18 protein-coding genes are annotated in these 19,189 nt (G+C 55.8%); 8 read left to right on the forward strand and 10 right to left on the reverse strand.

Features of this window, described 5'->3' with window-relative positions:
• Window positions 1-94 precede the first annotated feature (94 nt).
• Both ACR0EL_RS08590 and ACR0EL_RS08595 read right to left on the reverse strand, forming a co-directional pair.
• Window positions 95-1,333, reverse strand: coding sequence for an L-rhamnose isomerase (locus tag ACR0EL_RS08590; protein ID WP_480499403.1), 1,239 nt, complete (start codon window positions 1,331-1,333; stop codon window positions 95-97).
• Between the two features lie 12 nt (window positions 1,334-1,345).
• The gene (locus ACR0EL_RS08595; RefSeq protein WP_480499404.1) at window positions 1,346-3,448 is read right to left on the reverse strand and encodes a bifunctional rhamnulose-1-phosphate aldolase/short-chain dehydrogenase; all 2,103 of its coding nucleotides are present in this window, start codon (window positions 3,446-3,448) and stop codon (window positions 1,346-1,348) included.
• A 185-nt stretch (window positions 3,449-3,633) separates the two neighbouring features.
• On the opposite strand from ACR0EL_RS08595, the gene ACR0EL_RS08600 reads away from it, so the two are divergent.
• The 7 genes from ACR0EL_RS08600 (at window position 3,634) to ACR0EL_RS08630 (ending at window position 10,740) form a co-directional block, all read left to right on the forward strand.
• Window positions 3,634-4,434 carry a DeoR/GlpR family DNA-binding transcription regulator gene (locus ACR0EL_RS08600; RefSeq protein WP_480499406.1) on the forward strand — a complete coding sequence of 267 codons (801 nt, stop codon included), beginning with the start codon at window positions 3,634-3,636 and terminating at the stop codon, window positions 4,432-4,434.
• Window positions 4,435-4,472: 38 nt separating this feature from the next.
• Complete coding sequence (gene rhaS / locus ACR0EL_RS08605) at window positions 4,473-5,471, forward strand: rhamnose ABC transporter substrate-binding protein (RefSeq protein WP_480499407.1); 999 nt, start codon at window positions 4,473-4,475, stop codon at window positions 5,469-5,471.
• 68 nt (window positions 5,472-5,539) lie between these two features.
• Window positions 5,540-7,072: a sugar ABC transporter ATP-binding protein gene (locus tag ACR0EL_RS08610; RefSeq protein WP_480499408.1), complete on the forward strand. Its 1,533-nt coding sequence runs from the start codon at window positions 5,540-5,542 to the stop codon at window positions 7,070-7,072.
• Between the two features lie 11 nt (window positions 7,073-7,083).
• Window positions 7,084-8,067 carry an ABC transporter permease gene (locus ACR0EL_RS08615; RefSeq protein WP_480499410.1) on the forward strand — a complete coding sequence of 328 codons (984 nt, stop codon included), beginning with the start codon at window positions 7,084-7,086 and terminating at the stop codon, window positions 8,065-8,067.
• Window positions 8,064-9,047: an ABC transporter permease gene (locus ACR0EL_RS08620; protein WP_480499411.1), complete on the forward strand. Its 984-nt coding sequence runs from the start codon at window positions 8,064-8,066 to the stop codon at window positions 9,045-9,047. Before ACR0EL_RS08615 ends, ACR0EL_RS08620 begins: the two co-directional genes overlap by 4 nt.
• Entirely contained in the window at window positions 9,047-9,361 is a 315-nt protein-coding gene (gene rhaM / locus ACR0EL_RS08625) for an L-rhamnose mutarotase (protein ID WP_480499412.1), read from the forward strand. The genes ACR0EL_RS08620 and rhaM overlap by 1 nt, the downstream gene beginning before the upstream one ends.
• Complete coding sequence (locus ACR0EL_RS08630) at window positions 9,358-10,740, forward strand: FGGY-family carbohydrate kinase (RefSeq protein WP_480499414.1); 1,383 nt, start codon at window positions 9,358-9,360, stop codon at window positions 10,738-10,740. Before rhaM ends, ACR0EL_RS08630 begins: the two co-directional genes overlap by 4 nt.
• A 64-nt stretch (window positions 10,741-10,804) precedes the next feature.
• Here the strand turns inward: ACR0EL_RS08630 and ACR0EL_RS08635 are convergent, their stop codons facing one another.
• The 5 genes from ACR0EL_RS08635 to cuyA all read right to left on the reverse strand — a co-directional run bounded on the left by ACR0EL_RS08635 (window position 10,805) and on the right by cuyA (window position 16,223).
• Window positions 10,805-11,557, reverse strand: coding sequence for an alpha/beta fold hydrolase (locus ACR0EL_RS08635; RefSeq protein ID WP_480499415.1), 753 nt, complete (start codon window positions 11,555-11,557; stop codon window positions 10,805-10,807).
• Window positions 11,554-13,098, reverse strand: coding sequence for an ABC transporter permease subunit (locus ACR0EL_RS08640; protein WP_480499416.1), 1,545 nt, complete (start codon window positions 13,096-13,098; stop codon window positions 11,554-11,556). Before ACR0EL_RS08640 ends, ACR0EL_RS08635 begins: the two co-directional genes overlap by 4 nt.
• Entirely contained in the window at window positions 13,095-14,150 is a 1,056-nt protein-coding gene (locus ACR0EL_RS08645; RefSeq protein WP_480499417.1) for a quaternary amine ABC transporter ATP-binding protein, read from the reverse strand. Before ACR0EL_RS08645 ends, ACR0EL_RS08640 begins: the two co-directional genes overlap by 4 nt.
• 68 nt (window positions 14,151-14,218) lie before the next feature.
• Window positions 14,219-15,178 (reverse strand): ABC transporter substrate-binding protein, encoded by a 960-nt coding sequence (locus ACR0EL_RS08650; RefSeq protein WP_353012577.1) that lies wholly within the window; start codon window positions 15,176-15,178, stop codon window positions 14,219-14,221.
• A gap of 31 nt (window positions 15,179-15,209) precedes the next feature.
• On the reverse strand, window positions 15,210-16,223 hold the full coding sequence (cuyA, locus tag ACR0EL_RS08655) for a D-cysteate sulfo-lyase (RefSeq protein ID WP_480499460.1): 1,014 nt from the start codon (window positions 16,221-16,223) through the stop codon (window positions 15,210-15,212).
• A gap of 194 nt (window positions 16,224-16,417) precedes the next feature.
• On the opposite strand from cuyA, the gene ACR0EL_RS08660 reads away from it, so the two are divergent.
• The gene (locus ACR0EL_RS08660) at window positions 16,418-17,320 is read left to right on the forward strand and encodes a LysR family transcriptional regulator (RefSeq protein WP_480499418.1); all 903 of its coding nucleotides are present in this window, start codon (window positions 16,418-16,420) and stop codon (window positions 17,318-17,320) included.
• A 440-nt stretch (window positions 17,321-17,760) separates the two neighbouring features.
• Here the strand turns inward: ACR0EL_RS08660 and ACR0EL_RS08665 are convergent, their stop codons facing one another.
• Genes ACR0EL_RS08665 through ACR0EL_RS08675 form a run of 3 tightly spaced genes read right to left on the reverse strand, consistent with a single transcriptional unit; the run spans window position 17,761 to window position 19,175 of the window.
• Window positions 17,761-18,420 carry a DUF2461 domain-containing protein gene (locus ACR0EL_RS08665; RefSeq protein ID WP_480499419.1) on the reverse strand — a complete coding sequence of 220 codons (660 nt, stop codon included), beginning with the start codon at window positions 18,418-18,420 and terminating at the stop codon, window positions 17,761-17,763.
• A gap of 12 nt (window positions 18,421-18,432) precedes the next feature.
• Entirely contained in the window at window positions 18,433-18,777 is a 345-nt protein-coding gene (locus ACR0EL_RS08670; protein WP_480499420.1) for a TfoX/Sxy family protein, read from the reverse strand.
• Window positions 18,777-19,175, reverse strand: a complete 399-nt coding sequence (locus tag ACR0EL_RS08675; RefSeq protein ID WP_480499421.1) for an MAPEG family protein — start codon at window positions 19,173-19,175, stop codon at window positions 18,777-18,779. The genes ACR0EL_RS08670 and ACR0EL_RS08675 overlap by 1 nt, the downstream gene beginning before the upstream one ends.
• Window positions 19,176-19,189: the final 14 nt, after the last annotated feature.

A 19,189-nucleotide genomic window follows, 5' to 3' on the forward strand; every position in this document is an offset into this window, starting at 1 on the left:
CGGCCTGTCGAACCAGCCGCTCAGTGCAAGCGCAAAATAATAGGGTGGCTGAAGTTACATGATGCGAACAAAGCCACCTTTAAGCTTAGGTGATTTATCCGCGTCTGCTCACGCTCGCCTGATAGGCGTCCAGCGAGCCTGAAAGGGCATGGCCGCAAGGCACGTCATGCCTTTCGCAGAACTCTTGCCAGACTACCCCATAGGGTAGGTCTTTGAGCTCTTCGGTGAAAATGAGACGCTTTGTGAAGTCCAGCGTAGCTTCTGCGCTTTTAAGTTCTGTTAGCGGCATAAGCAGAGATCGCAAGAGTGCCTTTTGCATGTTCCGTGTCCCGATCACCCAAGCGGCCGTTCTGCTGATCGTCGCATCAAAGAAATCCAGCCCGATGCGTGTCCTGTCAAGCAGGTTGGCGAACACGAGCTCGTTCGCCATCGCCTGAATGTCGTCATTCAGCAGGATCACGTGATCGCTGTCCCAACGCATGGGGCGTGAGACGTGGAGGAGGATTTCGTCAAGCGAGAGCGCCACGGAACTCAGTTTGTCGGCAATGTTCTCAGTGGGATGGAAATGCCCCATGTCGAGGCACAGAAGCGTACCTTTGCGGATTGCGTAACCCATGTAGAATTCATGGCTGCCAACGGTGCAGGCCTCGACACCGATACCAAAGAGCTTGCTCTCGACCGCATCAACCATCTGGGCGGGGTCCTGGGTCTCGGCGCGCATGGCATCGAGTGAGGCCTCAAGCCGTGCGCGTGCGGCCATGCGATCCACTGGGATATCTTTGTAGCCGTCGGGCACCCAAATGTTGTTGACGGCTGACGAACCAAGCTTTTCACCAATCTTTGCTGCGATGTCGCGCGTACGGCGGCCGTGTTCGATCCAGAAATCGCGGATGCCCTCGTCAGGGTGGCTGAGGGTCAGATTGTCGTCGGCCTTCGCATGCGCAAAGAAAGTCGGATTGAAATCAATGCCAATCCCCTGATCCTTGGCCCAATCGACCCATGGTGCGAAGTGGTGGTATTCGATTTCGTCCCGATCGGGCGTCTCGTCCGTGTCGAGGTAAATAGCGTGCAGGTTGAGCCTGTGTATGCCGGGGATCTGACAATAGGCGAATTCGAGGTCGGCGCGGAGTTCATCCGGCGTTCGAGCGCGGCCTGGATGGTTGCCGGTCGCCTGAATGCCACCGCCCGAAGTGCCGCTTCGTTTTTCAAAGCCCATCACGTCGTCACCTTGCCAGCAATGCATCGAGATCGGAATCGTAGCAAGTCGATCGAGGGCTGCCTCGGTATCAACACCCCATTCTGCAAAAACCGCCTTTGCGCTGTCGTAGGTCATGGGCTTCCTCTCTTAACGCGTGAAGGCCTGAACGTTACCCGCGTCGACATTGATTATGTTACCGGTCGATTTTGCCGACTTGTCAGACGCAAAGAAATAGGCCGCCTCAGCAATGTCCTCCGGCAAAACCGAGCGCTTTAGCATCGAACGTTGGCGATACATTTCTTCAAGGCCGTCTTTGTCGGTTCCGTAGGTCGATGCGCGTTGGTCGAGCCACTCGCCCTCCCAGATGCGAGACCCACGAAGAACCGCATCAGGGTTGACGACGTTGACGCGTATACCTGCCTCCGCCCCCTCTAGCGCTAGGCATCGGGCGAGGTGAAGTTCGGATGCCTTGGCCGTACAGTAGGCCGAGGCGTTGGGGCTGGCTGCAAGACCGTTCTTGGAACCGACGAAGACGATCGATCCTCCAATGCCTTGGGTGCGCAGGATCTTGAACGCTTCGCGAGTGACGAGGAAGTAACCAGTGGATAAAACATCCATATTCTTGTTCCACAGCGCGAGCGTAGTTTCCTCGACTGGAGCCGATGAGGCGATACCCGCGTTTGAAACAAGAATATCGATGCCGCCAAACTCAACGGCTGTCTCAGCGAAGGCCGCAAAGACAGCATTCTCATTGGTTACGTCCATCTTGACGCTGTGAACAACATCATCCGAATAGCGGGATGTCAGGTTGTCGGCGACGGCTCCAAGAGCGTCCGCGTCAATGTCGGCCAGCACGACGCACGCCCCTTCCGAAAGGTACCTTTCAGCCGTTGCCGCACCAATTCCACCGGCGCCACCAGTGACAAGCGCGATGCGCCCGGCAAGCGATTTTGGTTTGGGCATACGCTGAAGTTTGGCCTCTTCCAGAAGCCAGTATTCGATGTCAAAAGCTTCCTGCTCGGGCAGTCCGACATATTCGCTGACAGAAGAAGCACCACGCATCACGTTGATAGCATTGATATAGAACTCGCCCGAAATGCGCGCGGTGGCTTTGTCCTTGGCAAAAGTGATCATGCCGACACCCGGGATAAGATAAACAACAGCATTCGGGTCTCGGATCGCAGGACTATCGTCGTGTCTACAGCGCTCATAGTAGGCGGCGTAGTCATCGCGATATGCAGAAACCTGAGCGGGCAGCCCTTTCAACACGGCATCGATATTGTTCTTGGCCGGGTCGAAATCTACGACCAACGGTCGGATTTTTGTCCTTAAGAAGTGGTCCGGGCAAGACGTACCAAGTGCTGCGAGGGGACGAATGTGTTTTGCGTTGACGAATTCGAGGACGGCGTCGCTATCATCGAAATGGCCGACCATATGCTGTTTGCCTGAAACCATCCCACGGATCGGTGGCATAAGACGCGCGACAACGGCACGACGATTGGCTGGCGAAAGGCTTTCGTGAACAGCGCCGCCAAAAGCCGCGACATCAGCTGTCTTCGCCTCGAACCAGTCCATTGCTTTCTGAATGATCGCAAGCGAAAGTTCATAGCATTCCTTGGCGTCGTCCGCCCAAGTGAAGAGCCCGTGTGATTCAAGCACGACGCCCTTGGCCTCTGGGTTTCTTTTGCAGAAATCCTCAAGCCATAAGCCCAGTTCAAAGCCCGGGCGCTTCCACGGAAGCCAGCCAATCTCGCCGCCGAAGATTTCATGCGTTAGCTCTTTAGAGTTCTTCGAAGCCGCGATCGCGATGATGGCGTCCGGGTGGAGGTGGTCGACATGTTTCTTCGTGACATAGGCATGGAGCGGAGTGTCGATGGAGGCCGCGCGTGGATTCAGTTTGAACGTGCAATGTGGGAGATAGCCGACCATCTCATCCTCAAACTCAACGCCGCGGTAGAGACCCTTCAAGGCAACCAGCTTTTTCATGTAAAGCGTCGCGAACCCGTCCATTTTGATAGACCCAATATCGCCGCCCGAGCCTTTGACCCAAAGGACTTCGACATCCTCGCCTGTCAGTGGATCGCGCTCCATTGCCTTGGCTGACGTATTGCCGCCGCCGTAGTTGGTAATGCGTTTATCCGATCCTAGAAGGTTAGAGCGATAAAGAAGCTTCTCCGACTCGCTCATCTTTGCTGCAGCACTGTCTTCCCAGAGATTCTCAAGGGGTTGTTTTTCAACGGTCTTCAACATCTGACCCTCCGGCTGCGTCCAAATTCAGGCTGTGCGTTGCAAGCGAGGGTGCGGAGGTTGTGTCATTTTGTCAATCAAAAACGATCACAATCAATCATTCTGCATTGCAGCATGATTGATTGTGAGTGAAAATGATTGACAGGTTATGCGAATCTGGACATCGTGCTGGGCCAAGGGAGGCACAATTGCACGAAACTGAGCGTCATACTGTAATCTTGTCGGCGGTTCAGGACCGCCCATTCGCCAGCGTCACCGATCTTTGTGGGCTGACCGGTGCTTCTGAAGCCACCATTCGACGGGACATTGCTACGCTTCACATGGAGAAAAAGCTCCGCCGTGTTCGTGGAGGCGCCGAAGCGATCGCGCCACCTCAATTCGTCGGACTTGCAGGGCGGACGTTTGCCGTAAACGAAGCTATTCGCATTGATGAAAAGCAGTCCATTGCTCAGGCCGCAGCCGAGCTGTGCGAAGATGGCGATCCGATCATTATTAACGGGGGCACCACGACGTTCCAGATGGTGCATCCACTAGCCAACCGGCGCATGCAGGTCTTTACCAATTCGTTTCCGATTGCAGAGCACCTGCTGAAGCACTCCAAGAACACGGTCATGCTGCCTGGTGGTGCGATATACCGTGAACAGAACATTATCCTGTCTCCGTTCGAGAATGATGTCTCGCGCAATTTCTATGCGCGCCGCATGTTCATGGGGGCTCAGGGCATTGGCCCGCTTGGTTTGATGGAGGGTGATCCCCTGCTTATCCAGGCCGAGGAAAAGCTCATGGGTCAAGCGGACGAGTTGGTCGTGTTGGTCGATAGCAGCAAATTCGAGTCTCGCTCCAGCCTCGTACTCTGCCCGCTGGATCGTATCGACGTCGTTATTACAGATGCGGGTATCTCCGACCGGGCTGCGGCGATGCTGGAGGCTGCCGAAATCAAACTGATCGTGGCGGAAATGAACGCCGCGGCTGAAACCGGTTCGACCTAAGCGAACCATTCACAATCGCTCGACAGGGAGGATTAACCATGAGCATGACCAGAAGACTCTTCGGTGGCACAGCAATCGCGGCCGCCATGCTGGCGGGAAGTGCTGTGCACGCACAAGATGACATGCGCATCGCGCTTGTCGTCAAGGCGCTGGGTATCGGCTTTTTTGAAGCGGCTGCGGAAGGTGCTGAGGAGGCAGCGGCAGAGCTCGGTAATGTCGAAGTCATCTATACCGGTCCGACCGACACCACCGCGGAGGGCCAGATTGAAGTCATAAACTCTCTGATCGCCCAAGGCGTCGACGCCATCGCGATCTCCGCCAACGACCCGGACGCCGTATCTCCTGCCCTCCAGCGTGCGATGCAGCGTGGCATCACGGTCATATCGTGGGATTCAGGCGTCAACGAAGAGGGTCGGATGATGCATCTGAACCCGTCCTCGACCCCGCTGATCGGCAACACAATCATCAAACTCGCGGCTGACCATATGCCAGATGGCGGCCAGGTGGCAATCTTGTCGGCATCGGCTACGGCCACAAACCAGAACGCATGGATTGCTGCTGCAGAAGAGGTCCTGCCGAACTACGAAGGCATTGAATTGGTCGCAACAGTCTATGGCGATGATCTTTCGGACAAATCTTATCGCGAAGCACAAGGCCTGATGGCGTCCTACCCGGACCTCAAGGCCATCATCGCACCGACAACGGTTGGTATTCTTGCGTCTTGTCAGGCCGTGTCTGATGCGGGCAAGATCGGTGAGATAAACGTTACCGGCTTGGGGCTACCATCCGAGATGGCAGGCTGCGTCGAATCCGGCGCCACAGAAAGCTTCGCAATCTGGAACCCGATCGACCTTGGCTACTCGGCGACGATGATTGCGCACGCCTTGGCCTCAGGTGCTGCAGCGGCCGAGCCAGGTGCAGAGATTCCAACGGGGCGCATGGGCTCGGTGACTCTGGATGACACGAACTCTGCCGCAATGTCAGACCCGTTCACTTACGACGCGTCGAATATTGATCAGTTCAAAGACATATTCTGATCGCTGAAACAAATCGGCGCAGCGGTATAGTTGCGCCGGCACTCCTCCGATATGGCTAGCCGAACCTGATGTTAATGGAAGCAGATCCCGAGCCCACGCTCACCAGGGCTGAAACCAACGTACCGGTTCTTTCGCTGAACGGGGTAACGAAGACGTTTCCGGGCGTTACGGCTTTGTCTGAGGTTTCGCTTGAGCTTTTCCCCGGCAGGGTCACGGCACTGGTCGGAGAGAATGGCGCTGGAAAATCGACTGTCGTCAAGATTTTGACCGGCATCTATCAACCGGATGGTGGCCAGATAGAGATCGATGGTTCGCCCGTTCGGTTCCCAACCGCTCAGGACGCTGGCAACGCCGGCGTCACCGCGATCCACCAAGAGACAGTTCTATTCGACGAATTGTCGGTGGCAGAAAACGTGTTTCTGGGTCACGCACCACGCTGGCGTTTCGGCCTGATCGACACAACTGCGATGATGGAGAAGGCTCGCGAAATCCTGGAAGCCATTGGTGCCAACATCGATCCCAGAACGAAACTCAAAGACCTGGGGATTGCAAACAAGCATCTCGTGGCGATTGCCCGCGCGCTGTCGATCGACGCGCGCGTGGTAATAATGGACGAGCCGACCGCCGCGCTCAGCCAGAAGGAAATCGAAGAACTTTATGAACTTATCGAAGGGTTGAAAGCGCAAGGCAAGGCTATCCTATTCATCAGCCACAAATTTGATGAAATTTTCCGCATTGCCGACAACTACACGGTTTTCCGGGACGGGGCGTTGGTGGGCAACGGTGCTATCGCAGATGTGTGCGAGGCAGAGTTGGTTAAGTTGATGGTCGGCCGGGATGTCAGCCAGATCTTCCCCGACCGTGAACACAATGCTGGCGATCAGATACTGGTGGTAGAAGGCTACGAACATCCGACCGAATTCGCCGATATCAGTTTCACTCTGCGCCGCGGAGAAATTCTGGGCTTCTACGGCCTGGTTGGCGCGGGCCGTTCAGAGTTTATGCAATCGCTATTTGGAATAACGCGCCCCTCAGCAGGTAAGGTGACAATCGACGGCAAACGCGCGGTCATCCGGTCGCCTGCCGACGCCGTTGGCAAGGGCATCGTCTACGTGCCTGAAGACCGCGGCCGACAGGGCGCAATCACAGCGCTTCCGATTTTCCAAAACGTCACCCTGCCCTCGCTTGGCCGCACCTCAAAGAACGGATTTCTGAGGCTGGCCGAAGAGTTCAAACTGGCTCGCGAATACACCGAAAGGCTCGATCTTCGCGCGGCCTCTCTGGACACTGACGTTGGCAATCTCTCGGGCGGAAACCAGCAGAAGGTGGTCATAGCCAAATGGCTCGCCACCCAACCAAAGGTTATTATTCTAGACGAGCCAACCAAGGGCATCGACATCGGCTCGAAGGCCGCAGTTCACGAATTCATGGCGGAGCTGACTGCTCAGGGATTGGCGGTCATTATGGTCAGTTCGGAAATCCCAGAAATCCTGGGCATGTCCGACCGCGTTATCGTGATGCGCGAAGGTCGGATAGCGGCAGAACTATCAGACGACAAGATGACCCCAGAAACGCTCGTACGATACGCAGCGGGAATTTAGGAGGGACAAGCATGTCGAAGCAAATCCTCATGTCCCGCGAAGTCCTGCTGACCGGCGCAATACTTCTTCTTCTCATAATTATCTCCTCTCGGTTCCCGGCTTTCATTGCGCCATCGAATCTTGCGAACGTGTTTAATGACACTGCACCTTTGATCCTATTGGCCATCGGTCAGATGATCGTGATCCTGACGCGGTGCATCGATTTAAGTGTTGCCGCCAACCTAGCCCTCACAGGTATGGTCGTGTCCATGATCAATGTCGCTATGCCTGGGCTACCGGTACCAGCGATCATAGTCATCTCAGTTGTCTTTGGCGCGCTGCTCGGGATGGTGAATGGTATCCTTGTCTGGAAACTGGCGATCCCCCCTATCGTTGTCACCCTGGGGACGATGACGATTTTCCGCGGCACCATCTTCCTGCTTTCCGAGGGGAAGTGGATCAACGCACATGAGTTTAGCGATCCGTTCAAGGCATTCCCTCGAACAGTGCTTCTTGGGCTGCCACTGATGAGCTGGATTGCCATCGCCGCCGTTGTCATTTTCTCGATCATCATGTCGCGAACCACCCTTGGCCGAGCGTTCTATGCCGCTGGTGGAAACCCACATGCGGCGACTTATGCCGGCATCGACGTAGGTCGCACTCAGTTCTGGGCATTCACGATATCAGGGGCGCTGGCGGGTTTGACTGGATACCTGTGGGTATCGCGCTTTGCGGTCGCCTTCGTTGACCTCGCTGGAGGGTTTGAACTTAGTGTTGTTGCCGCCTGCGTGATTGGCGGAGTTGCCATCATGGGCGGTATCGGCACGGTTGTCGGGGCAATGCTTGGCGCATTGTTCTTGGGCATTATCAGTAACGCATTGCCGGTCGTGAACATCTCGCCCTTCTGGCAACTGGCGATCTCCGGCAGCGCAATCATTATCGCGGTTGCTCTCAATGCGCAGGCAAACCGCGAGAAGGGCCGGATCATCCTCAAACGCGCAGAGCATGCCACATGACCGACACCACACGCTTCATTCCGGATCGTCTTCAATCGCCGCTGGAGCGACGCCTGAAAAGCTGGGAGACCCTGCTTCTGGCTGTCGCCGTCGCGATCTTCATCGTGAACAGCTTTACATCGCCCTATTTCCTAAACGCTTGGAACCTGAGCGATATGACGTTCAACTTTACAGAAAAAGCGATGATCGCCTTTGCAATGGCGCTTTTGATCATAGCAGGCGAGATCGACCTTTCCGTGGCCTCAATCATTGCGCTCGCGTCCACGGCGATGGGCGCCGCTGTGCAGATCGGCTTGGGTACTGCGGGGCTTGTGCTGATTGGGCTGTGTGTCGGACTGATCTGCGGGGCGTTCAACGGATTTCTTGTGACAAAAATGAGGTTACCATCCATTGTTGTGACCATCGGTACGATGAGCCTCTTTCGCGGGATCAGCTACATCGTTCTCGGGGATCAGGCCTATCGCGGTTACCCGTCGGATTTCTCTTTCTTCGGACAGGGCTACGTCTTCTGGGTGATTTCTTTCGAGTTCGTGCTGTTCGCGATTATCGCACTGATCTACTTCGGACTTCTGCACAAGACGAACTTTGGGCGGGCGGTCTATGCCATCGGGAACAATCCGATCGGTGCCGAATTCTCGGGCATTCGCGTCGCTCGTATAAAATTCATCCTGTTCCTCCTGACTGGGCTCATGTCCGGCGTGGCAGCAATTTGTCTGACTTCAAGACTGGCCTCGACGCGCCCGTCTATCGCCTTCGGCTGGGAGCTCGAGATCGTCACTATGGTGGTTCTTGGTGGGGTGAGCATACTCGGAGGCTCGGGCTCGATCCCCGGTGTTGTGATCGCGGCCTTCGTTATGGGGCTCGTTACCTTCGGGCTCGGTCTTCTCAACGTGCCGGGCATCGTAATGTCCATCGTTATCGGCCTACTGCTGATAGGGGTCATTGCACTACCGCGCCTTTGGGAAAAGTGGAGGGCGTGATGGAAAAGTATGCGTTCAAGATGCGCCTCAATCCCGGTATGAAAGACAAATACAAGAAACGGCATGACGAGATATGGCCCGAACTTGTGACACTTCTGAAGGAGGCAGGTGTAACGGACTATTCCATCCACCTCGACGAGGAGACGAGTATCCTGTTCGGTGTTCTCTGGCGCCGGGATGACCACGGTATGGACGATCTTCCATCCCATGAGGTCATGAAGCAGTGGTGGGCGCACATGGCCGATATCATGGAAACCCACGACAATAACGAGCCCGTAGCCGTGCCGCTAACCACCGTCTTTCATATGCCATGACCAGTGGCAATATCGCCGTCATCGATATCGGCAAGACGAATGCCAAGCTGGCGCTGGTACGTCGTTCCGACCAGTCCGAGATCTCGGTAATCACGCGGCCGAATGCGGCCCTGCCCGGCCCACCCTATCCGCATTTCGATGTTGAAGGGCATTGGCAGTTCATTTTGGACGGGCTCGCATCCTTCCATACCGAGCACGGTGTCGCAGCAATCACAATCACAACGCACGGCGCAGCAGGCGCTCTCATTGCCAAGGATGGATCGCTGGCAGCTCCCATCCTTGACTATGAACACACAGGTCCAGACGATCTTGCGTGCGAGTACAATGCGATCCGTCCGCCATTTGCCGAAACCGGGTCACCCCGATTATCGATGGGTCTGAACCTCGGTGCGCAACTTCATTGGCAGTTTACGAATGACCCGTCGCTCCGAGAACGGGTTTTCCATATCGTGACCTACCCGCAATTCTGGGCGCATCGCCTGTCGGGCGTCCTCGCTACAGACGTGACATCTCTGGGGTGCCACACGGATCTTTGGAACCCGTTTCAGCATCAGTTTTCTTCCTTGCCTCAAACGCTTGGGATCGCTGAAAAGATCGCACCGCCTCGCAAGCCCGGTGACGTTCTTGGGACCATCACATCAGAGGTCGCCCAGCGAACGGGGTTATGTGTGGAGACGCCCGTTTTCTGCGGCATACACGATTCCAATGCCTCGCTATTGTCGCATCTCGTCACCCGAAAACCTCCTTACAGCGTGGTGTCGACCGGCACCTGGGTGATCGCAATGGCCGTCGGCGGTAAACCCGTCACGCTCGATCCTGCGCTTGATACGCTGGTCAACGTCAACGCCTTTGGCGATGCGGTGCCCTCAGCACGTTTTATGGGGGGGCGAGAGCACGATCTTGCCCTTGGTGGACCGGCTGTTCAGGCTAAGGCGTCTGATATGCTTGAGGTGTTGAGCAACGGCAGCATGCTTTTGCCTGCTGTAATATCAGAGACAGGGCCGTTCGCCGGACACCAAACGCATTGGCTTGGTGGGGAACCGCCGAAAGGGTCGGGCCAACGGAGTGCTGCAGTCGGGTTTTACCTTGCATTGGTGACGTCTCATTGTCTTGATTTAATTGGCCATAGAGGCCCTGTGATCATTGAAGGACCGTTCGCACGGAATGCAGCGTATCTTAAGATGCTCGGAGTGGCAGCCTCCTCTCCTGTTGTCCCAACAGAAAGCTCGACGGGAACGAGTCAGGGAGCAGCTCTGCTCGTGGCGCCCGTTGAAGCTCAACGACACCAGATACCCGCGCTTCCAGCCCTTGACAAAAAGGTGAGCGATACGTTTTTGCGTTATGCGACCGAGTGGATTAGTAACTTAATCAAGGATTGAATGGACGGCTTCCGTAGGTGCGCAACCAACCTTGGAGACAACGCAGCAGTGACCGAATGAAAAGTCACTTTGTCCACATGACAGGCCGTAGCGGACAGCGGTCCAAAAAGTCGGAGATTAAACGTATGAATAACTCAGGTCTCTCGGCATGTAGAGCGTGAGCGCAGCCTGGCACAACTGCTAACGATGTATTGGGAATTGCTTCCCAAAGTATTTGAATTTGGCTCCACGAATAGGTCCGATCTCGATCGCCCCAAAGTACAAGTGTTTCCTGCCGGATTCGGCTAAGGTTCTGCTCCCCTGACCAGGATTGCATCGCTTCAAGCCCAGCATTTATGGAGGCCAGTTTGGTCTGAGCGGCGATCCCAGCGCAGTGTTCGTATCCTGGCGCAGCTTCGCAATCCAGAAACCAAGTCGCTGCGATCCGACGTGCGGTGGTCGCCGGGCCGTCTTCCGCAGCGCGCTTTTTACTGTGCTCAATGGTCTCGAACCGCCCCGGCAAGACACCGACCGCGCCAGTTGCATATAGCACAAGACGGTCAATCCTTTTACCGTCGCGCAAGGCAATTTCCTGAGCGATCATGCCACCCATGGAGTGACCCAGCAGATGATATTTCTCGACTCCAAGGCCGCGAAGGTGCCGGACGACCCAATCTGCATATCCGCCAATACTGTCGATTGGCGGCAGATGTGCGTTTGCTCCGAAACCGGGCAGGTCAACTGCAATCACATCAGCATGCTGTTGCAGGGTATCGCGACACCCATCCCATTGTGCACTGCCCCCCATGAAACCATGAACAAGGACGAGTGGGATCACTTTCGCTGACCTTGAACGATCCTATCAAGGATCATCGCGCAGAAGAGAATGGCAAAGCCTGCGAGGATACCCTGGCCCACATTGGCATATTGCAGCGCCTCGAGGACGTCTTCGCCCAGCCCTTTCGCGCCAATAAGTGAGGCCACCACGACCATGGCAAGTGACAGCATGATTGTCTGGTTGATGCCTGCGCGAATCGAGGGGCTGGCGAGCGGCAGATCGACCTTGGTGAGAAGATACCATTTGTTGGCGCCAAAACTTATCGCAGCTTCACGCACGCTTTCAGGAACACCACGCAGGCCCAAAACAGTAAGGCGTACCACGGGTGTCCCGCCGAAGATCATAGTGACAATGACTGCCGCTGGCTTGCCAACCCCGAAAAAGGCAATCACAGGCACCATGAAGACAAAGGCAGGCATGGTCTGCATGAAATCCATGATTGGCTGGATGACAGCGTAAAACCGAGGTCGGCGCGCCGAGAACATGCCCAAGGGAATGCCAATCACGATGGAAAGCAGCGCCGCGGTGCCGAGAAGCGCCAAAGTGGTCATAGCTTTTTCCCAGAAGCCGAGAAGGCCCATGTAGGCCAGAAAGGCACCAGACCAAATAGCCATGCGCAAGCCAGCTGTGAGCCAGGTCAACAGAACGATCAGCGCGGCCACCACGATCCAAGGGGTCTGAACCAATGCAACCTCCATGGCATCCAGCAACCAGCGAATGGCTGCGGTGAGCCCATCAAAGAACGCCACACTGTTGGCGACGCACCAGGCGATAAATGCCTCTACGCCGTCAATACTGGCCAGGCGAATTGAGTTATCTGTCGGGAATTCGCTAAGAAATGAAAAACGACCCGGGAAACTGTAGTGGATCATTGCGGTCGCGACCAACAGGATCATGAAACCCGCGCTGAAGACAATCTGGCTGACCGGCATGCCAGAGCGAATGGTGCGATCTGAGAGCCAGTCAGAAAACCGGGCCTCCAGTGCCCAGTTTGCGGCCACAGCCTGTATGAGCTTGGCCACAAGCAAGATGGCAACACCGGTGAGTGCAATCGACGGACCTTGCGCAGCGAGCAACTCAGCCTCGGCGCGGAAGCCTTCTATGTTGGCCTCCAGCCCTTCGATCTGGCGTTGGATGGCCGCGGCTCGATCCGAGCCGCTCTCTTGGGCTGCCGCGAGCTGCTGGTAGCGCAAATCGAGCGTGCCTTCGATCGAGGTCACACGAGCCAGTGCGTCCGCTCCCAGATCTCCGAACAAGCCCCGCGCGATCTGCACAAAGCCGATCGCTTCGACGACAAGAAAGGCCAATGCCCATGACCAAAGCCCGCGCGCGCCGAACCAGATCGGACCAAAGAGCCCGGCCATCAAGTTGAAGGTTGCCGTAAAGCGTGCGGACGCCCCGATCTTGTCGAAATTGCGGATGTAGTAATCGTGGCTTGTGCGCACAAAAGTGCGGATATTCTCGCGGCGTTCCTCGGCGTAGGCCTGCGCGGCTTCGCTTTCTGTGTCTTCAAGGGGGTTCACACCAAGATCTTCGCTCATGACATTTCCGTCCCTTCAATCACAGTGCGCAACAGATCTGCGCGAGTGATGACACCTCTGTCCTCGCCACCTTCGGACACCAAAACCGGCCGTTCGTCGTCGATGGCACGCGTTATTAGTGCGGAAAGTGTCTCATTGTGGTCCACCCGGTCGATGTCAGTCGGCAGTGGGCCGTGCGTAGCGAGATAGCTGTCCAAGGGCTGCATCGCCGCGTGAGCATGCACCACCTTCAGCCGCGATATCCCGGCCACAAATTCAGCGACGTAGTCATCAGCGGGATGCATGACAATGTCCTCAGCCGAGCCGATCTGCACCATCTTGCCGTCACGCATGATCGCAATCCTGTCTCCGATGCGGACAGCCTCATCAAGGTCATGGGTGATGAAGATCGTTGTTTTCTTGAGGATTTTGGAAAGCCGGATGAACTCATCCTGCAACTGCCGTCGGATCAGGGGATCAAGTGCGGAAAATGGCTCATCCATCAACAGAACATCAGGATTGGCCGCGAGCGCACGGGCAAGCCCCACACGTTGCTGCATGCCCCCAGAGAGTTCGTGAGCGAATTTCGACCCCCACGCCCCCAATTCGACAATGTCGAGAATGGCGGCTGCCTGTCGCATACGCTCGTTCTTGGCGACCTGACGGATTTCCAGCGGCATTGCTACATTATCAAGGACCGAGCGGTGAGGCATCAGCGCAAAATTCTGGAACACCATCCCGATTTTCCGGTTGCGGAAAGCCTGAAGATCCTTGGTGCCGAGCGCCATGACGTCCGTGCCCTCGATCTCGATCTTACCAGCCGTTGGTTCGAGTAGCCGATTGAAGTGGCGCACGAGTGTGGATTTGCCGCTCCCTGATAAGCCCATGATACAGAAGATCTCACCGCGATTGACGTTGAGGCTGACATCGGCCACGCCCACCACCGCGTTGAACTCAGCAAGGACTTCAGCCTTGGTCAGCCCCCGCGCACGAATGGCTTCCAAAGCGGCCTCAGGTTTTGCCCCGAAGATTTTCCAGATGTTGGAAATTTCGATTACAGTCTCGTCGCTCATCCGCCCACCCGTACGTGCCTTCAAATGGGGCGGCACCGCTAGGTGCTGCCCGTTGTTTTAGGTCTGGCTCAGAGACCCAGCATCGAGTCTACACGCTCGGAATTGGCGTTAACCCATTCGGCCGCAACTTCCTCAGCATCGCGACCATTGGCACTGATCTCGAAGGCCAGCGAGCTCACGTCATCGGCGGTCAGGGAGAAGTTTGCAAAGAACTCCGCAATCGCCGGCGAGCGATCCCCTAGCGAGTTGGACCAGGCGATCTGCACTTCCTTCAGGGCGTCCTTGCTGGCTACCATCGACTTGTTGTACCAGTCAGGATCGTCGGAGGGCTGCACCATGACGTATTTTTCAGGGTCATAAGTCGGCTCTGTCAGCATCACCACGTCAAACATGTACCAGACAGCATGCGGCTCGTAGCAGTAGAAGGCATATCCTTCTTTTTTGGCGATACTGTCCTTGATGCGCGCGGTCTTCACAGCTTCCTCGGCGCGGATCGGATCGATGAAATCCAACAGGCCATAGTCGCGTACCTTCACCTCGTTCACATTGGCCGAGGCCCAGCCGGGGGCACCGATCCACATCTCACCCTTGCCATTGCCATCGCTGTCCATCGCAGCCGCCACATCGGGGCGTCCAAGATCCGCGATGTCGGTGATATTCATCTCTGCGGCAAAGTCTTTGGAGACGCAGAAACCCTGATTGCCCTGATAAGGGTTCGATGACAGCGTCACTGTGCCAGCACCATCAACGTATTGATTGGTGAACGCCTCCTGGTTTGGCAACCATACATCGGGGTGCACATCGATATCACCCTTACCCTGATCCATCGCTTGAAAGATCGTGGCATTGTTACCGGGCACATACTCCACCGTGCCGCCAATGCGGGTGGTCACGATCTCACCTAAGACATGGGCAATGGCCTGTGCTCCGGTCCAAGTGGGAACACCGATCTTAACCTCTTCAGCGGCGAGTGGCGCGCCAAGAGCTGAAACCAAAGCCGCGCTGATCAAGTATTTTTTTAGTTTCATTTGATATCTCCTTGTTGGTTTGTTGTAGATTTCAGGCCACGTAGCCAGGAAGTTCAAAGGTTTCGGGATAGCCAAACAGGGCTGCGCTTCCGCCGGTGTGCAGAAACACGACATTGTCCATGCCGTCGAAATAGCCTTTGCGGGTTTGGTCGATGAGACCATCCAACCCTTTACCCGAATAGACCGGGTCGAACAAAAGCCCTTCGGTGCGGGCCAACAGCTTAAGCGCGTCGATCATCCCTTTGGTCGGAAGACCATATCCTGCACCAACGTAGTCGCAATTTGCGCGCACATTTTCGCGCGCAATGGGCGTACCCGTTTCCATATATTCGACAGTGCGCACAGCCAGATCATGGACCATGCCTTCCTGTTTGTCCTGTGGGGCCCGCACGCCGATGCCCAGAAGGTGAATGTCACTTTCAAGGGCGGCAAGACCCGCGACCAATCCGGCTTGCGTGCCTGAGCTGCCGGTCGCATGTACCAACGCATCAATTTTCAACCCGGCATTGGCGGCCTGTTCGCATAACTCGCGCGCGCAATTCACATAGCCCAAAGCCCCGATTGGGTTCGATCCACCGCCCGGAATGATGTAGGGGTTTTTGCCTTCTGTCTTCATCCGCGCAGCGCAGGCTTCCATCTCGGCGTTCATGTCCGCACCACCGGGACGCTTGGAGACACTAGCGCCATGCAATCGATCTAACAGGACATTTCCATTCAGAATATAGTTCGGATCATTGGAACCCGTACGATCCTCAAGCAGGATGTGACACTCGATGCCAAGTTTTGCGGCCGCCGCTGCTGTTTGACGCGCATGATTGGATTGCGTCGCCCCCTGCGTGATGATTGTATCTGCGCCTTTATGGACCGCGTCAGCCATCAGAAATTCCAGCTTACGAGTCTTGTTCCCACCCGACGAAAGGCCGGTACAATCATCCCGTTTGACCCATAAACGCGGACCACCCAAAACCTCGCTCAGGCGATCCATTGGTTCCAAAGGCGTAGGAAGATGGCCAAGCGATACCCGAGGAAATTTCGCCAGCGTCAGCGATAACTCCTTGCACAAGCTCAAAACCAACTCCGGCCCGACCATCGCGTCACTGTCGGTCATTTGAATTGTCTCAGCCACCACACTCTCCCAACTTTTGCCTACAGCCAAACACTTTCAAAAGCAAAAGAAGAAAAACAGTGCATATTTCGCAGGCTGCCCATACATTTTCTTTGGGTACTGGGGAGGTGCGGATGAATATGCTGTGGTTTGATGATGTTCTGGCCCTTCTGGAAGAGCGGAACATGACGCGGGCCGCGGCCCGCAGAAACATCACCCAACCCGCGTTCTCAAGGCGTATTCGCAGTTTTGAGGAGTGGCTGGGGATTGAAGTTCTTGATCGCAAATCGAACCGGGTCGAGATCAGTCCGGCACTGGCCTCAAACGAAGCTGAAATCCGCTCTTTAATCGCAAGGCTAAATGACCTACGCACAAAAATTGCGCAACATGGCCCCACCGTTTCGATTGTAACTATCGCCGCGACACACGCGTCGGTCGTCTCCACCTTCCCCGATATGGCATTGCGTGCACGTGCCAGGTTCAAGGGGCTCCGGTTTCGGCTCAGAACTGCCAATCTGAACGATTGTGTCACTCTGTTCCTGCGCGGCGACACCAACATGCTGCTATGCTATGAGGCGCAAACCGTCGCCCCAATGCCGTTCGGAGCAGGCATTCGTCGCGGCACTTGGGGTCACGACTACCTCATTCCGGTCATTGGTGGCGGATTGCGCTATGCAGTGCGCGGAAACGGTGACTTGCCTTTGGATACCCCGGCGATCGTCTATCCCGAAAACAGCTACTTCGGCGAAGCATTGAACAAAAGCAAACTCCCTTTCGGAACCGCCGATTTCAGCAAATACCCCGTTTGCCAGACGGCCTTTTCAAGTGGTGCAAAGGAAATGATCCTGAACGGTCTCGGTGTTGGTTGGTTGCCGTTCAGCATGGTGCATAAGGAAATTGAAAGCGGCGAGTTGATCTCCCTACGCAACCAATTGGGTCAGGAGAAGCTCGACGTGGTGGTCTATGCTCACCACCAGACCGAGATAGCGAGAACGTTGCTTAATTTTTGGACAAACAAACCGCTTTCAAAGTCTTGAGCTGAAAAAACGCCAATCAGTGCAAAAGTCTATAGCCATCTGTCGGAACCAATTCTTGACTGCGGAAGGCTGTGCGAAATTGCCATGCTTCCTGCAGATTCCTATTCCTTAGCTGTCCCGATTTCTTGAATATTCAATGATCGCCTTGGGCTCTCTGCGATCATTAGATCGGTCGCTGCAAGCCGCCAGTCAGGCTAAGGCAGGGAACGGCCCATTGCGGTCGTTCGACTTTGACTATTGTTTCTGCGGTGTAGCCCGTCGAAAGAGACCTTCGCTGCACCAGTGAAGCTAGAAGACGGACGCAGTTCCGAGGGGCGGGCTCCGCAGCGGTTCACTTATCCGCACCAACAAGGGTGGCCCATTCCTGCCGTTCATCCAACCAGAGCCAAGTAGCGGTGCGCTCTTCAAAGCGGCCATATGCTGCGTTCGCAATGGTGGGGTCACTTGATCCGTGAAAGCAATTGAAACACCGGCATTAGTTCAGCCAGCTTGGTTGCTGTTCGTTCCGTTAGGTCTGGTTCGTGAACAAAGTTAGAGGACATGGCATCCATCCAAACCGCAAAGCCTTTGCGCCGCAACGCTTCCTCATGGGGATGATCTTTGTCAAAACCGGGCGGGATGCGCTTCAACTGTGGGTCACCGATCCGGAAACCCTGTTTCCGCATCTCTATGGTGGTCTGGGTTAACTCTGCGCCCAGAGGACCCGCCATCGCATCGCGGAAAACGCCCAAAGCCCCTTTGTCGTACTGGAACACCCCACAACCGAGGGACAGCTTTTCTGGGGAAAGGCCGAAGAACCACATTGGCGGCTGAACCGCCTGTCCTGTCGGTAGGAACGCAAGGTGCAGATGCGCGTTGTAGGGTGTCTTGTCTTTGGAAAACCGAACATCGCGATGAATCCGAAAGATCTTACTGCTATGATCCTGACCGGTCAGGTCACGTAGTGCCAACGCCATATCTTCGGCGAACAGCTTGCTGGGTGCCTTGATGTGGCTCTCATACGTCACCTTGTTCGCTGCAAACCAGTCCTTGGTGTTGTTGGCCTTCAGTTCTTTCAGGAAGTCTACTGCCTCGGCGGTAAAACAATCGAATTGGGCCATAAGATCCTCCGTTCAGTCTTTCTTGGGCAACGCCGCGGCGTGTTCGAGGCACAAGTTCAGCCACCGTAGCAACGCTGCCCCATCGCAATCTGTTTCGTCCACACGGACAAAACCACCCAGCTTGCGGATGCCGTGAATCACAGCGCGGGCCGTGGGGTCCTGCAATGCCGTGGGCTCGTTCACCTTTCCCACCCTGAACATGAACCGACCCACGCCATCCTGATGTCGGCGCGCACCACAAAGCATGTTGCCGTTCAAAAAGAAGCACGTACCACCCATCATTCGTTTTTCGGAAATGCCCACATGCGCGGCCAGAGCGTCTCGCATGCGGGCGTTGAGTGTTTCATCCACGGGCATCAGATGCCGATCCAAAGCTGCCAGAGGATTGCCAGCGCAAGCACCAGCATTGCCATAGTGGTGAGCGCTGCGCCAATCGCGCGCCCCTTGCCATTCACCGAAGTGCTGAGGCTGAAATAGTGGATAAGACGGGCAAGCAGCAGCACGCCACCGCAGGTGGCGACCAGCCAGGGTGCAGTTCCCGCAATCTCAGCCCCTGCCAGGGCCAGCAGCGCAAGCGGCACGTATTCGATGAAATTTCCATGCGCCCGCATCAGCCGCAGGAGGCTTTCATCCTCACCGTGAAGCAAAGAAATTCCCGTCTTGGTGCGACGCACACCAACGGCAATCGCCATCGGAATGCTCATCAAAACAAACACTGCCGTAACGGCCAGTGCGATCTGCGGAAACTGTCCCATGTGATGCCTCCTCT

It is taken from the genome of Ruegeria sp. AH12 (genome assembly GCF_056541465.1).

Coding starts and splice junctions, on each gene's coding strand:
- ACR0EL_RS08675 (WP_480499421.1), bottom strand. CDS start 19,175: ATGGGACAGTTTCCGCAGATCGCACTGGCCGTTACGGCAGTGTTTGTT.
- ACR0EL_RS08610 (WP_480499408.1), top strand. CDS start 5,540: ATGTTAATGGAAGCAGATCCCGAGCCCACGCTCACCAGGGCTGAAACC.
- ACR0EL_RS08615 (WP_480499410.1), top strand. CDS start 7,084: ATGTCGAAGCAAATCCTCATGTCCCGCGAAGTCCTGCTGACCGGCGCA.
- rhaS (WP_480499407.1), top strand. CDS start 4,473: ATGAGCATGACCAGAAGACTCTTCGGTGGCACAGCAATCGCGGCCGCC.
- ACR0EL_RS08595 (WP_480499404.1), bottom strand. CDS start 3,448: ATGTTGAAGACCGTTGAAAAACAACCCCTTGAGAATCTCTGGGAAGAC.
- ACR0EL_RS08665 (WP_480499419.1), bottom strand. CDS start 18,420: ATGGCCCAATTCGATTGTTTTACCGCCGAGGCAGTAGACTTCCTGAAA.
- ACR0EL_RS08630 (WP_480499414.1), top strand. CDS start 9,358: ATGACCAGTGGCAATATCGCCGTCATCGATATCGGCAAGACGAATGCC.
- ACR0EL_RS08645 (WP_480499417.1), bottom strand. CDS start 14,150: ATGAGCGACGAGACTGTAATCGAAATTTCCAACATCTGGAAAATCTTC.
- ACR0EL_RS08660 (WP_480499418.1), top strand. CDS start 16,418: ATGAATATGCTGTGGTTTGATGATGTTCTGGCCCTTCTGGAAGAGCGG.
- rhaM (WP_480499412.1), top strand. CDS start 9,047: ATGGAAAAGTATGCGTTCAAGATGCGCCTCAATCCCGGTATGAAAGAC.
- ACR0EL_RS08640 (WP_480499416.1), bottom strand. CDS start 13,098: ATGAGCGAAGATCTTGGTGTGAACCCCCTTGAAGACACAGAAAGCGAA.
- ACR0EL_RS08590 (WP_480499403.1), bottom strand. CDS start 1,333: ATGACCTACGACAGCGCAAAGGCGGTTTTTGCAGAATGGGGTGTTGAT.
- ACR0EL_RS08620 (WP_480499411.1), top strand. CDS start 8,064: ATGACCGACACCACACGCTTCATTCCGGATCGTCTTCAATCGCCGCTG.
- ACR0EL_RS08670 (WP_480499420.1), bottom strand. CDS start 18,777: ATGCCCGTGGATGAAACACTCAACGCCCGCATGCGAGACGCTCTGGCC.
- ACR0EL_RS08650 (WP_353012577.1), bottom strand. CDS start 15,178: ATGAAACTAAAAAAATACTTGATCAGCGCGGCTTTGGTTTCAGCTCTT.